Genomic DNA, 13954 nt, shown 5'->3' with positions numbered 1-13954 from the left:
CCGGAGGTAGATTTGGTCGGATCGGACCAGCCGGTCCGGGCGAGGCCGGATCTACCTTCGGGGGTGCTGACACCGGTGCCGAGCAAACCGCACACGAGTCTGGGACGCGTCCTCGAAGCGCTCGGGGACGTGCTCCTCGAGCCGGTCGCGGTCGGCCGCGACACGCGACGGCAGCTCGGCGGCGTGGTGATCCACGACCCGCACGACGACGCCGAGTTCCCGGCACAGGCGGTGGTGCTCGGGGTCGGCGTGCGCGAATCCGCCGAGATCGGGCAGCTGCTGCACACGGTCGCGGCGCGCGGGGCCGCCGCGCTGGTCGTGCGGTCGCCGGTCGCCGCCTCGCCGGAGCTGACCCGGGCGGCCAGTGCATCCGGGGTCGCGCTGCTCGGGCTCGCCAGCGGCGCGTCGTGGGCGCAGTTGGCCGCCATGCTCCGCACGCTGCTCGCCGAGGGCGACGTCGGCGACGTGTCCCCGCAGACCCTCGGCGGGATGCCGTCCGGCGACCTTTTCGCGCTTGCCAACGCCGTCGCCGCACTGCTCGACGCCCCGGTCACCATCGAGGACCGCAACTCGCGCGTGCTCGCGTTCTCCGGCCGTCAGGACGAGGCCGATCCCTCCCGGGTCGAGACGATCCTCGGCCGCCAGGTGCCCGAACGCTTCACTCGCCAGCTGGAAAAAGACGGCATTTTCGAGCGGCTCTACCGCGACCAGGGTCCGGTCTACGTCTATCCGGGCGAAGGCTACGACAAGAAGATCGTCATGATCCGGGCCGCGCTCGCGGTCCGGGCCGGTGACGAGATCCTCGGGTCGATTTGGGCCGCTGTCGACAAAGAGCTAAGTGAAGAACGCACTGCGGCCTTGATCGACGCCTCGAAAATCGTTGCGCTGCATATGCTTCGACTGCGTGCGGGCGCCGACGTCGAACGCCGGCTGCGGGCCGATCTGGTGAGCACGGCGCTCGAAGGCGGTTCCGGCGCGCAGGAAGCGATCGCGCGGCTCGGGTTGCTCGGGCAGCCCACGATCGTGCTCGCCATGGGATTGCTCGAAGCGCCCGACGACGACATCCGGCTGGTCGCCGAGCGGCAACGGGTCGCCGACGCGTTCGCCATGCACCTCAGCGCCGTTCAGCCCCGATCGGCGGTAGCGCTGGTCGGCGATGTCGCGTACGGCATCGTCCCGATGCCCGGGAACCACGGCGATTGCCGCGAACGCTCGGTCCGCGTCGCGTCGACCTTCCTGGAGCGCACCGGCCGCCGGGTCGCCGCGGCGATCGGCATCGGCCCGCTGGCGCTCGACGGTTCCGGGCTGCACGCGTCCCGCGACGGGGCTGATCGCGCGTTGCGGGTGCTGCTCACCAACGGCGGTTCGAAGCGGGTGATCACCTCCGAGGACGCGCACATCGAGGCACTGATGCTGGAGCTGGCCGATCTTTCCGCGGCGCGCGGCGACGTCGCGACCGGGCCGATCGCGCGGCTGCTGGAGTACGACACCAAACATCAGTCCCAGCTGGTGCACACGCTGCGGTGCTGGCTCGATTCGTTCGGGGACATCAGTGCCGCGTCGGCCGCCGCGTACGTGCATCCGAGCACCTTCCGGTACCGGTTGCGCCGGCTCGCCGAGGTCGGCGGCATCGATCTCGACGATCCGGGCGACCGGTTCGCGGCGATGGTGCAGTTGCATTTGCTGCCGCGGGTGGAAAAACCCGAGGAAGTCTGAGCCCGTCTTGCTCTCCTGACGGGAAACGCCGCGCAACCTTCCTGCGATCGCACCAACCCCGGGGCGGCCGACCTCCCACACAATGGGAAATCGGCAGGCCGGACCAGCGCGGTTTCCGGGGCGCACCAAGAACTTCCTGCCTGCTGCCGGAGAAGTCCACAGTAGACAGGAGGGTCATGGCCACCGCATCCGAAACGATCGCCCGCCGCGCCAAGGAGGTCGGCGTCGAGGTCCGGCTGCACGCCGCCGAGGTCGACGGCACCCGCAGCCTCGGCATCGGCGAGGACGTCCCGGTCGTCCCCGCGTCGGTGTTCAAGGTCCCGATCGCGCTCGAACTCGCCCGCCAAGCCGCCGACGGGACACTCGATCTCGGCACCCGGATTTCCGTCAAGCCGGGGCATCCGACGCCGAGCCCGTACGGTCTCGCCACCTTCCGGCACGAAGTCCTGATGTCCTGGCACGATTTGGCGATTCTGATGATCGGAATCAGCGACAACGTCGCCACCGACCTGATTCTCGCCGAGGTCGGCAAGGACGCGGTGAACAGCACGTTACGGCGTCTCGGATTGACGCAAACGGTCGTGTCGATGGACTGCGGCGAACTGCTGGCCACCATCGGCGAAGACCTCGGCGTCTCGTACGAGGACGACGAACGCGCGCTCGCCGAACTGACCTACGAACAGGTTTCCGGATTGCGCGCGCTGCAACCGGAGAAATCCCGCCGGACCACCGCCGCCGAGATGACCCGGCTGCTCGGCCTGATCTGGCGGGACGAGGCGGCCGCGCCGGAGGCGTGCGCGGACGTCCGGCGCTGGATGGAACTGCAGGTCTGGCCGCACCGCCTGCGTTCGGGGTTCCCGGACGACGGGATCCGCACCAGTGGCAAGACCGGGACGCTGCCTGCCGTGCGCAATGAGGTCGGCGTGGTCGAGTACCCGGACGGCGGCCGGTACTCGGTCGCGGTGTTCACCCGCGCCGAGGATTCCCGTTCCCGGGTGCCCGAGCGGGACGCGTTCATCGGGTTCGCCGCGGCGACGGCGGTGGAGTCGCTGCGAGCGGCCTGATTCGTCGGAGCGGAGGAACTTTCCTCGCGCTCTCCTCGGTCCGGACGAACTAGTGACGTCCGCCACGGTCCTAGCATTTCCGAAACGCCGGTCCACCCTCCCCCGGACAGAAGGTGCCCATGTCGAAAATTTCCGAAATCGAAACCTGGCTTCAGGAGAATTTCGCCGCGCTGCTCGCGAAACATCAGGTTCCCGGAGCCGCGATCGCGGTGCTCGCCGACGGCGAGGTGATCGACCACGCGGCGGGCGTGGTGAACCAGGGCACCGGCGTTGAGTCCACTGTGGACTCGGTGTTCCAGATCGGATCGATCACCAAGGTGTGGACGACCACGCTGGCCATGCAGCTCGTCGACGAGGGCCGCCTCGATCTCGACCGGCCGGTGCGCGACTACCTGCCGGAGTTCGCGCTCGGCGACGAGGAAGCCGCGGCCGCGATCACCGTCCGTCAGCTGACCTGTCACACCGCCGGTTTCGAGGGCGACATCTTCACCGACACCGGACCCGGCGACGACTGCGTGGAAAAGCTCGTCGCGACGCTGTCCGACGTGCCGCAGCTTTTCCCGCCCGGCGAGCGGTTCTCCTACAACAACGCCGGTTACTGCGTGCTCGGCCGCGTCGTCGAGGTGCTGCGCGGCAAATGCTGGGACGACTGCGTGCGCGAGCACCTCTTCGCCCCGCTCGGCCTGACCCACGCGGCGTCCGGCCCGTACGACGCGATCCGCTACCGCGCCGCGATCGGCCACGTCTCCCCGAAACCGGACGAGGACCCGGTGCCCGCGCCGGTCTGGGCGCTCACCCGCTCGAACTCGCCTGCCGGTTCGACGCTCGCGATGCGCCCGCGCGACCTGCTCACCTTCGTCCGGATGCACCTGAACGAGGGCAAGGCCGACGACGGCACCCAGGTGGTCCTGCCGGAGTCGCTGCTCGCGATGCGCGAACCGCAGACGGCGGTGCCCTACCTCGGCGTCATGTCGGCCCACTGGGGTCTCGGCTGGATGCTTTTCGACTGGGACGGCGGCAAGGTGATCGGCCACGACGGCGGCACCATCGGCCAGTCGGCCTTCCTGCGCGTGGTGCCTGAGCAGGGCGTGGCGATCGCGCTGCTGACCAACGGCGGCCAGCCGATGCACGTGTACCAGGAGATCTTCACCAAACTGCTGGACGAACTCGCCGGCGTCACCGTTCCGCCGCTGCCCGAGCCGAATCCCGCCGAGGCTCCGGCCGACCTGTCCCGGTACGTGGGCGAGTACTCGTCGATGGTCGCTGACACCGTCGTCACCGAGGAAGACGGCAAGCTCTGGATGGAGCGCACCCCGAAGGGCATCTTCGCCGAAATCGGCGCGCCCTCGGGGAAGGAGGAACTGTTGCCGTGCAAGGGCGACACGTTCGTCGCGATGGTTCCGCAGGTTCCGGGCATCTACATGGCGCACGCGTTCGTCGGCGACGACGGAACCGGCCGCGCGCAGTTCATCCACACTGGACGCGCCGACCGACGGGTCGCGAAGTGAGCGAGGTCCGCGCACAGATCGAGGCCGTCTTCGCCGACGCTGGCGCGGAAGGATTCCTGCACGCACGGGAAATCGGCGTGCAAGGTCCCGAAGTCTCCGCGGGCGGGGACGACCCGGTCGTCCTCGCGTCGGTGTTCAAGATCCCGGTAGCGGTCGCTTACGCCCGCGAGGTCGCGGCCGGACGGCTGGACGACACCGAACGCACCAAGGTGACCGCGCGGTACCGGATCGGCGGGATCGGCACCGCGGGCTGCGCCGACGACGTCGAGATGAGCTGGCGCGACCTCGCGCATTTCATGCTCACCATGAGCGACAACGCCGCGACCGACGTGTTTTACCACCGGCTGGGCCAGGAAACCGTGGACCGCGTGCTGGGCGATCTCGGCCTCGCCCGCACGCGGCTGATCGGCTGCTGCGAGGACCTGTTCGCGTCCGTCGTCGCGGATCTCGGCGGCACCCCGGATTCCGATCTCGAAGCCCTGCTGGGCAATGCCACGCCGGAGCAGCTGGACAAGCTTTCGGTGCGGGACCCGGAACGCACCACGTCGTCCACGCCGCGCGAGATCACGACGTTGCTCGACGCGATCTGGACCGACCGGGCGGGCGAACCCGAGGCCTGCGAACGGGTTCGCACGATCATGGCACAGCAGATCTGGCCGCACCGGCTGTCGTCCGGCTTCCCGTCCGGCGTCCGGATCGCGGCGAAAACCGGGACGCTGCCCGGAATCCGCAATGAAGCAGGCGTGGTGACCCTGGGGGACGGCCGCCGGTTCGCGGTCGCGGTGTTCACTCGCGCGCATTCGCTCGAAGACCGCCTTCCCGCGGTCGACGCGTCCATCGGCGCCGCCGCCCGGCTGGCGATCGACCACCTCCAGAGCGCGACCCCATAGGAGAAATCCCATGAAAACTGCCCGGCTCACCGCCGCGATGGCGGGCGTGGTGGCCTTGACCGTGAGCGCGTGCGGGGGATCAGCGCAATCCGGGACGGACCGGACCGCGAATCAGAAACTGGTCGACGGCAAGACCTTCACCTATGCCATCCCGACCGATCCGGGGACGCTCGACCCGGCGATCACCGTGCTGTCGGTCGCCCGCAACCTCGACGGGTTTCTCTACGACAGCCTGATCAACCTCGACGCGAAGGGGCAGCCGGAGGCGGCGCTCGCGGAGAAGTGGGAAGCCACCACGACGACGGCGACCTTCACTCTGCGCAAGGGCATCACCTGCTCCGACGGCAGCCCGCTGACCGCGAACGACGTGGCGGCGAACATCAACTACATCGGCGATCCGGCGAACAAATCGCCGCTCGCCGGGGTCACGGTCACGAGCGGCACGAAGGCGGTCGCTGAAGCGGGCAAGGTCAAGGTCACCAGCGGGGCCCCGGACGCGTTCCTGCTCCGCAACCTCTCCGGCCTGCCGATCGTCTGCGCCAAGGGGCTGGCCGACCGGAAGACGCTCGCCAAGGGCGAGAACGGCACCGGCATGTTCACCATGTCCGAGATCGTCCCGAACGACCACTACACGCTGACCCGGCGCAAGGACTACACCTGGGGTCCCGGCCAGTTCGATCCGAAGCAGAAGGGCCTGCCGGACAAGGTCAACGTCCGGATCATCCCGAACATGACCACGACGGCGAACCTGCTGCTGTCCGGCGAGGTCAACGCCGCCCCGATCAACGGACAGGACCAGCAGCGGCTGCGCGCGCAGCGGCTGTTCCACGCCGATCTCACCTCCCCGTTCGGCGAGCTGTTCTTCAACCAGGCTCCCGGCCGGTTCGGGGCCGACCAGGCGATGCGCCGGGCATTGACGCAGGCGCTCGACCTCGCGCAGGTCGCGAAGGTGCTGACCCGCGACGGCAGCGCCCCGGTCAAGGGCATGGTCACCATCGAACCCCGGCCGTGCGAGGGCGATTCGGCGACCGGGAAGATGCCCGCGTTCGATGTCGCGGCGGCCAAAGCAGCCCTTGACCAGGCAGGCTGGAAGCCTGGTGCGGACGGCATCCGGGTGAAGGACGGGAAGCGGCTCTCGCTGACCGCGATCTACGGCACGCAGGCCGGTCCGACGATGGCCCCCGGCGCGGAGCTGATGCAGCAGGGCTGGAAGGCCGTCGGCGTCGACGTCAAGCTCAAGGGCGTCGACAGCCCGGGCATCAGCCAGGCGTTGTTCGCCACCGGGGAATGGGACATCTCGATGGCGCCGCTGGGCTTCACCCTGCCCAGCCAGCTGGTGCCGTTCGTCTCCGGCGGGGAACCGCCGAAGGGCACGAACTTCGCGCACATCAAGAACCCGGAGTACAACGCGCTGGTCGCCAAGGCGGCCACGCAAGCCGGGGAAGCGGGTTGCGCGGACTGGCTGGCCGCGGAATCGGCGCTGTACGCGAAGCAGGACATCGTCCAGTTCGCGAACTCGGTGGTCCCGACCTTCGGCAGCAACGCGAAGTTCGAACTCGGCAACGGTTACCTGAAGCCCTCGTCCATCCGGATGTACTCCTGATGACCGGCGCCATCGCCGTCGCGGGCCCGAAGGTCAGCCCATGGCTGACCTTCGGCGCCCGCCGCCTCGGCCGGTTCGTGGTGTCGCTGTGGGTGCTGGTGACCATGGCGTTCCTGATGATCCAGCTGATCCCGGGCGATCCGGTACGCGCGGCGCTCGGCCTGACCGCGCCGGCCGAGCTGGTGAACGCACGCCGCGCCGCGCTGGGCCTGGATCATCCGCTGTGGCAGCAGTACCTCGACTACTTCGCCGGGCTGTTCCGCGGTGATTTCGGTACGTCGATGCTGAGCGGACAGCCGGTCAGCGACGTCATCTCCGACCGGCTGCCCGCGACGCTGCAGCTGGCGCTGCCCGCGTTCGTGGTGGTCATCGGGCTCGCGATCCCGCTCGGGCTGACCTTCGCGGTGCTGACCCGCGGCGGCCGTCGCCGCGGCGCCGAGCTGGGGTTCACCTCGATCACGGTGCTGTTCGCCGCGATCCCGGAGTTCCTGGTCGCGGTGGCGCTGGTGGCGTTCTTCGCGGTGCAGCTCGGCTGGTTCACGGTGGCGGGCCGCGACGGGGCGGGTTCGATGGTGCTGCCGATCATCGCGCTGGCCCTCGGTCCGACCTCGACGCTGTCCCGGATCGTCCGGGTGGAGACGCTTTCCGTGCTGGGCAACGATTTCGTCCGCACCGCACGGGCGAAACGGCTGCCCGCCCGGCTGGTCTACCTGCGGCACGCGCTGCCGAACGCGCTGACCGCGACGCTCACGCTCGGCGGAATGATGCTCACCACCTTGGTCGCGGGCACCGTGCTGGTGGAGAACGTCTTCGCCTGGCCGGGCCTCGGTTCGACGATCTCGCAGTCGATTCTGCAGAAGGACTACCCGCTGGTGCAGGGGATCGTGCTCGTGTACGGCATCGGCGTGCTGCTGGTGAACCTCGTCGTGGACTTCCTGCTGGCGGTCCTCGATCCGCGTTCGACGATCCGGGAGAACTGAGATGGCGAAACGGCGCGGACAACAGTGGCTGGCCGCCGTGCGCACCCCGCTCGGCGCGTTCGCGGCCGCCCTGCTCGTGCTGGTGGCCGCGGTCGCCGTGCTGGGCCCGATCCTGTGGCACGACGCGGCTTCGGCGGTCGACACGAACGCGATCAGCCAGGGTCCGTCCGCCGACCACTGGGTCGGCACCGACGAACTGGGCCGCGACATTTTCTACCGCGCGCTGGTGGCGACCCGGCTTTCGGTGCTGCTGGCGCTGATCGCCGCGGCACTCGGCGTCGCGACCGGTCTCGTGCTGGGCATGCTGCCCGCGGTGCTGCCGCGTCCGCTCGGCAGGCTGCTGACGGCGGCGATCAACATCGCGGTCGCGTTCCCCGGACTGCTGCTGGTGCTGTTCTTCGCGGTGATTTTCGGGGTGGGCACGCAAGGCGCGGTGATGGCGATCGGGTTCGCGCTGGCTCCGCAGTTCGCGCGGCTGACCCAGACGCTGTCGGCCTCGGTGGCCGGACGGGACTTCGTGTCCGCCGCGCGGGTCGCCGGAGTGGGCCGGATTCGGTTGCTGTTCCGGCATATCCTGCCGAACATCGGGGAACCGCTGGCGGTCAACGCCACCATCGGCGCCGGTGGTTCGCTGCTGGCGTTCTCCGGGCTGTCGTTCCTCGGGATCGGCGTGCAGGCCCCGGATTACGACTGGGGACGGCTGCTCAACGAAGGCCTCAACGGCATTTATGTCAACCCGGCGGCGGCGCTCGCACCCGGCCTCGCGGTGGTCCTCGCCGGGCTCGCGTTCAACCTCTTCGGCGAGACGGTCGCCGGGGTCATCGGGGTGCGGACCCGGTTGCCACGGTTGACTCCCCGGGTGCGGCGAAAGTCCACAGTGGACCCAGTCGCGACGGACGACGCCGTGCTGGTGGTCGAGAATCTGGAAGTCGCCTTCCCTCGTCCGACCGGCTGGACGGTGCCGGTGCGCGGCGTCAGCTTCACCGTGCGCGCGGGCGAGGCGATCGGGGTCGTTGGCGAATCCGGTTCGGGCAAAAGCTTGACCGGACTCGCGGTGTCGCGGCTGATCGAATCGCCCGGCTCGGTGACCGCGGATCGGCTGGACTTCGCCGGCACTCCGGTGCTCACCACGCCGGAACGCGAATTGCGCACCCTGCTCGGGACGTCGCTGGCGATGGTGTTCCAGGACCCGATGACGTCGTTCAACCCGACCCGGCGGATCGGCCGTCAGCTCGCCGAGGTTTCCGAGCAGCACCAAGGGCTTTCGCGGGCGAAGGCGTTCGAGCGCGCGGTCGACCGGCTGCGCGCGGTCCGCATCCCGGCGGCGGAACGGCGGGCGAAACAGTACCCGCACGAGTTTTCCGGCGGCATGCGGCAGCGCGCGATGATCGGCATGGGCCTGATGGGCGACCCCAAACTGATCATCGCGGACGAGCCGACGACCGCGCTGGACGTGACTGTGCAACGGCAGCTGCTGCGGCTGCTGGCCCAGACTCGGGCCGAACGGGACACCGCGATCATCCTGATCAGCCACGACATCGCGGTCGTTTCCCAGACGTGCGAACGGATTCTGGTGATGTACGCCGGTCGGATCGTGGAGGACCTGCCCGCCGACGGCACGCCACGGCACCCGTACACGCGGGCGCTGCTGGCCACAACGCTCGACCTGGAGACGGATCCGGACGCGCCGCTCGCGGTAATCCCCGGCCGCCCACCGGAACCGGACCAGATGCCGACCGGTTGCGCGTTCGCCAGCCGGTGCCCGGTCGCGACGGACCGGTGCCGTGAGGAGGACCCGGAGCTGACTGTGCTCACGCCGGAATATCGGGTGGCGTGCTGGCATCCGGATGCGGCACTGTCGGAAGCGGCGGGCGCTGCGGTTGTGGCGGGAGGGGCGGAATGAGCGAATTGGTCTTCGATTCGGTCAGCGTCCGGTACGGCGGACGGCGCGGGCTCACCGCGGTGGACGGCGTTTCGCTGACCGTCCCGGCGGGCAAGGTCGTCGGCCTCGTCGGCGAATCGGGCTCGGGCAAGTCAACGCTCGCCAGGGCGGCCGTCGGACTGTCGCCGGTGAGCGCGGGCCGGGTGCTGCTCGGCGGTGTCGACGTGCGGAAGCTGCCGCGCCGGCGTCCGCTGCAAATGGTGTTCCAGGATCCGTATTCCTCGCTCAACCCGCGGATGACCATCGGTGAATCGATCGCCGAAGCCATGCCGCGCGGGACCGATCGCCAAGCCGAGGTCGCCAGGCTGCTGGAGCTGGTCAACCTCGATCCGGAACGGGCCGCGCACCTGCCGGGCCAGCTGTCCGGCGGGCAACGGCAGCGCGTCGCACTCGCCCGGGCGTTGGCGGGGCAGCCGCAGGCGCTGATCGCCGACGAGATCACCTCCGCGCTCGACGTTTCGGTGCAGGGCGCGGTGCTCAACCTCGTCCGGTCGGTGCAGCGGCGGCTCGGCCTGTCGATGCTGTTCATCTCGCACAACCTCGCCGTGGTCCGCTACCTCAGCGATTTCGTCGCGGTGATGTACCTGGGCCGGATCGTCGAGGCGGGCCCGGCCGCGCGGGTGCTCACCGATCCGCAGCATCCCTACACCCGCGACCTGCTCGACGCCGCCCCGTCGGCGCACAAGTCGCTGTTCGACCTCGACCCCGGCGCGACCGCGGACGCGGAACCGCCGGATCCGCACCATCCGCCGGCCGGGTGCCGGTACCACCCGCGCTGCCCGGTCGGCCCGCTCGTGCGGAGCGACCGCGAGATCTGCCTCCGGGCCGATCCGGGCGAGGACGCCGCGCCCCGGCTGCATGCCGCGGCCTGCCACTTCAGTGAATCCCAGGGCCACGAGCCCGCGATCTCTCAAGGAGCCAGCGTATGACCCGCCGTCTCGGCATCGATGACCTGTACGACCTCGCCGCGCCGAGCCAGCCCGCGCTTTCGCCGGACGGCAGCCGGATCGTCTACGTGCTCCGGACTGCGGACCGGGAGGCAGACCGGAACGTCGACGCGCTGTGGACGGTCGGCACGTCCTCCGGCGAGGCGCGCCAGCTCACCCGCGGAACCGGCGACGCGGCACCGAAATGGTCCCCGGACGGCTCCCGGCTCGCGTTCCTGCGCGCCCAGGACGGTCCGCCGCAGCTCTGGGTCCTCCCGGCGGACGGCGGCGAGGCCGAGCAGCTCACCAAGCTCCCGCTCGGCGCGGGCGCACCGGTGTGGAGCCCGGACGGCAGCAAGATCGCGTTCTCCGCCGCGATCGATCTCGCCGCGATTGTCGAGGCGCCGCCGGCGAATACGCCGATCGTCGCCGAGCGGCTCGACTACAAGTCCGACGGCCCTGGTCTGCTGAAGACGCTCCGCAGCCACGTGCACGTCCTCGACGTCGCCACCGGCGAAGTCCAGCAGCGCACCTTCGGCGACTGGCACGCGGGCCAGCCCGCCTGGTCGCCCGACGGCACGCACGTGGCGTTCACCGCGGCCCTGGACGCCGACGCCGACCTCACTTTCCGTTCCGCCGCCTACGTCCTCGACGTCACCGAGCGGAACGCCGAACCGCGGTTGGTCGGCACCGACAAGGGCATGGCGGGCACCGCCGACTGGACCGCCGACGGCAAGGCCTTGCTGGTGGTCGGCCGCACCGACACTGTCACCGGCAATCTCGGCTTGCTGCGCGTTCCGCTGGACGGTGGCGAGACGGTCAACCTGGCCGCCAGCCTCGACCGCAACGTGATGTCCGGCGGCCCCGGCTACCCGGGCGCGCTGCCGCAGGTGACCGCGGCGGGTGACGCGGTGTTGTTCGCGGTCCGCGACCGCGGCTGCACACATCTGTATGAAGTGGACATTGCCGGTGGCGAACCTCGTGCGGTGCTGACAGGCGAGGATAACGTCGTGTCCGGAGTGGACTTGGTCGGCGACCGCGCGGCGATTGTGTTGGCTACCGCCGATTCCTTCGGTGAGGTCGCCGTCCTCGACCGCGCCACGGGTTCGGTCGAGGTGCGCACGAAGCACAGTGAGTCCGAAGTGGAATTGTTCCGTCGCGAGTCGCGGGAATTCACGATCAGCGACGGCACCGTCGTCCAAGGCTGGCTCATCCGCGACACCGAGCGCACCGGTCCGCAGCCGCTGCTGATCGACATCCACGGCGGCCCGCACAACGCCTGGAACGGCGCGGCGGACTCGATCCACCTGTACCACCAGACGCTCGCCGCGCGCGGCTGGGCAGTGCTGCTGATCAACCCGCGAGCCAGCGACGGTTACGGCGAAGCGTTCTTCACCGCGGCGATCGGTGCGTGGGGCCACGCGGACGCGCCGGACTTCCTCGAACCGATCGACCAACTCGTCGCCGAAGGTCTTGCCGACCCAGACCGCCTTGCTGTCACCGGTTACAGCTACGGCGGCTACATGACCTGCTACCTGACCAGCCGCGACGACCGCTTCGCCGCTGCCGTCGCCGGTGGCGTGGTCAGCGACTTGACCAGCCTGGCCGGCACGTCCGACGGCGGGCATTACATGGCAGTCAACGAATTCGCCGGGCTCTCGTGGGCCAAGTACGAGAAATCGTCGCCGCACGCGCAGGTCGAAAACGTCCGCACGCCAACGCTGATCCTGCACGGCGGCGAAGACGTCCGGTGCCCGGTCGGACAGGCCGAGCAGTGGTTCACCGCGCTGCGCGAGCGCGATGTCCCGTCCCGGCTCGTGCTTTACCCCGGCGGCGCGCATCTGTTCGTTTTGGACGGTCCGCCGTCGCACCGCGCCGACTACAACCGGCGCGTGGTCGACTGGATCGAGCAGTACGCGGGTTCGCGGGTGCCGATCGACGCCGCGCACTGGAGCCGCCGATTGGCGGAGCTGGCGCGCAAACACGACGTTCCCGGTGCGTCGCTGGGGATCCTGCGCGTGGACACCGGCGAGGAGGTGTTCGCGACCCACGGCGTGCTGAACAAGGCGACCAAGGTCGAGGTCACCGAGGACTCGCTGTTCCAGATCGGCTCGATCTCCAAGGTGTGGACGTCGACCGTGGTGATGCAGCTCGTCGACGAGGGCCTGCTCAACCTCGACGCGCCGATCACCGACGTGCTGCCCGAGCTGCGGCTGTCCGATCCGGAGGTCGCCAAGCGCGTCACCATGCGGCATCTGCTGACCCACACCAGCGGTATCGACGGCGACATCTTCACCGACACCGGCCGCGGCGACGACTGCGTCGAGAAGTTCGTCGACCTGCTGGAGGACGCCGCGCAGAACCACCCGCTCGGCGCGACTTTCTCCTACTGCAACTCGGGTTTCGTCCTCATCGGCCGGGTGATCGAGAAGCTCACCGGGAAGACCTGGGACGCCGCGATGCGGGACAAGCTGTACACCCCGCTCGGCCTCACCCACACGGTCACGCTGCCGGAAGAGGCGCTGTTGTTCCGCGCCGCCGTCGGACACGTCGCGCCGGACGGCGAGGACCCGGCCCCGGCTCCCGCCTGGCAGCTGCCCCGCTCGGCCGGACCGGCCGGCCTGATCACCGCGCGTACCAAGGACGTCCTCGCCTTCGCCCGCCTGCACCTCACCGGCGGCCTGACGGCGGACGGCGAGCGGATCCTGTCGGCGGAATCGGCCGCGGCCATGGCGGAGAAGCAGGTCGACCTCCCGGATACGCACACCCTCGGCGATTCGTGGGGCCTCGGCTGGATCCGCGACGACTGGAACGGACGCCGCGTGATCGGCCACGACGGCAACACGATCGGGCAGTCGGCGTTCCTGCGCCTGCTGCCGGACGCGGGACTTGCCGTCACGCTGCTGACCAACGGCGGCCACGCGCGGGACCTGTACGTCGAGCTGTACCGGGAAATCTTCGCCGAACTCGCCGACGTCGCCATGCCGCGTCCGCTCGAACCCCCGGCCAGGCCGGTCACCGTGGACGGAAGCCGCCACCTCGGCGTGTACGAACGGGCTGGGGCGCACCTCGAGGTGGTCGAGCGCGAGGGCGGATTGCGCGTGCTGTACACGATTACCGGACCGCTGGCGGAGCTGATGCCGGAGAAGACCCAGGAGTACGACCTGGAGGCGGTCTCGGACACGCTCTTCGTGCTCCGGATGCCGGGCGGGCAGTTCTGGACGCCGGTGCTGTTCTACACGCTGCCGACGGGCGAGCCGTACATGCACTTCGGCGCACGGGCGACGCCCAAGGTGGCCTGAGGCTCGAGGGGCTGGGTTCGCCC

Annotated in this window: 9 protein-coding genes; all 9 read left to right on the top strand. The window is 69.8% G+C overall.

What is annotated here, in order from left to right; genetic code table 11:
* The first annotated feature begins 75 nt into the window (after positions 1-75).
* Complete coding sequence (locus RPX00_RS06555) at positions 76-1716, top strand: PucR family transcriptional regulator (RefSeq protein ID WP_406638427.1); 1641 nt, start codon at positions 76-78, stop codon at positions 1714-1716.
* A gap of 176 nt (positions 1717-1892) precedes the next feature.
* On the top strand, positions 1893-2780 hold the full coding sequence (locus RPX00_RS06550; protein WP_406638425.1) for a serine hydrolase: 888 nt from the start codon (positions 1893-1895) through the stop codon (positions 2778-2780).
* A gap of 119 nt (positions 2781-2899) precedes the next feature.
* On the top strand, positions 2900-4288 hold the full coding sequence (locus RPX00_RS06545) for a serine hydrolase (RefSeq protein WP_406638423.1): 1389 nt from the start codon (positions 2900-2902) through the stop codon (positions 4286-4288).
* Entirely contained in the window at positions 4285-5178 is an 894-nt protein-coding gene (locus RPX00_RS06540; protein WP_406638420.1) for a serine hydrolase, read from the top strand. The genes RPX00_RS06545 and RPX00_RS06540 overlap by 4 nt, the downstream gene beginning before the upstream one ends.
* Before the next feature lie 10 nt (positions 5179-5188).
* A complete protein-coding gene (locus RPX00_RS06535; RefSeq protein ID WP_406638418.1) occupies positions 5189-6781 on the top strand; it encodes an ABC transporter substrate-binding protein in 1593 nt (530 codons plus the stop codon).
* On the top strand, positions 6781-7761 hold the full coding sequence (locus tag RPX00_RS06530) for an ABC transporter permease (protein ID WP_406638416.1): 981 nt from the start codon (positions 6781-6783) through the stop codon (positions 7759-7761). The genes RPX00_RS06535 and RPX00_RS06530 overlap by 1 nt, the downstream gene beginning before the upstream one ends.
* A gap of 1 nt (position 7762) precedes the next feature.
* Complete coding sequence (locus RPX00_RS06525) at positions 7763-9664, top strand: dipeptide/oligopeptide/nickel ABC transporter permease/ATP-binding protein (protein ID WP_406638414.1); 1902 nt, start codon at positions 7763-7765, stop codon at positions 9662-9664.
* Positions 9661-10632: an ABC transporter ATP-binding protein gene (locus tag RPX00_RS06520; protein ID WP_406638412.1), complete on the top strand. Its 972-nt coding sequence runs from the start codon at positions 9661-9663 to the stop codon at positions 10630-10632. The genes RPX00_RS06525 and RPX00_RS06520 overlap by 4 nt, the downstream gene beginning before the upstream one ends.
* On the top strand, positions 10629-13931 hold the full coding sequence (locus RPX00_RS06515; protein WP_406638410.1) for a serine hydrolase: 3303 nt from the start codon (positions 10629-10631) through the stop codon (positions 13929-13931). The genes RPX00_RS06520 and RPX00_RS06515 overlap by 4 nt, the downstream gene beginning before the upstream one ends.
* Positions 13932-13954 lie beyond the last annotated feature (23 nt).

Origin of the sequence: Amycolatopsis sp. WGS_07, from assembly GCF_045278895.1 — a bacterium.
Classification (GTDB): domain Bacteria; phylum Actinomycetota; class Actinomycetes; order Mycobacteriales; family Pseudonocardiaceae; genus Amycolatopsis.
The sequence above is the reverse complement of the archived record's forward strand: the minus strand, read 5'-3'. Positions and strand labels throughout refer to the sequence as shown.

Excerpts from the sequence above, each read along its gene's own strand:
- RPX00_RS06520 (WP_406638412.1), top strand. The coding sequence starts at position 9,661 with ATGAGCGAATTGGTCTTCGATTCGGTCAGCGTCCGGTACGGCGGACGG.
- RPX00_RS06525 (WP_406638414.1), top strand. The coding sequence starts at position 7,763 with ATGGCGAAACGGCGCGGACAACAGTGGCTGGCCGCCGTGCGCACCCCG.
- RPX00_RS06530 (WP_406638416.1), top strand. The coding sequence starts at position 6,781 with ATGACCGGCGCCATCGCCGTCGCGGGCCCGAAGGTCAGCCCATGGCTG.
- RPX00_RS06545 (WP_406638423.1), top strand. The coding sequence starts at position 2,900 with ATGTCGAAAATTTCCGAAATCGAAACCTGGCTTCAGGAGAATTTCGCC.
- RPX00_RS06550 (WP_406638425.1), top strand. The coding sequence starts at position 1,893 with ATGGCCACCGCATCCGAAACGATCGCCCGCCGCGCCAAGGAGGTCGGC.
- RPX00_RS06535 (WP_406638418.1), top strand. The coding sequence starts at position 5,189 with ATGAAAACTGCCCGGCTCACCGCCGCGATGGCGGGCGTGGTGGCCTTG.
- RPX00_RS06515 (WP_406638410.1), top strand. The coding sequence starts at position 10,629 with ATGACCCGCCGTCTCGGCATCGATGACCTGTACGACCTCGCCGCGCCG.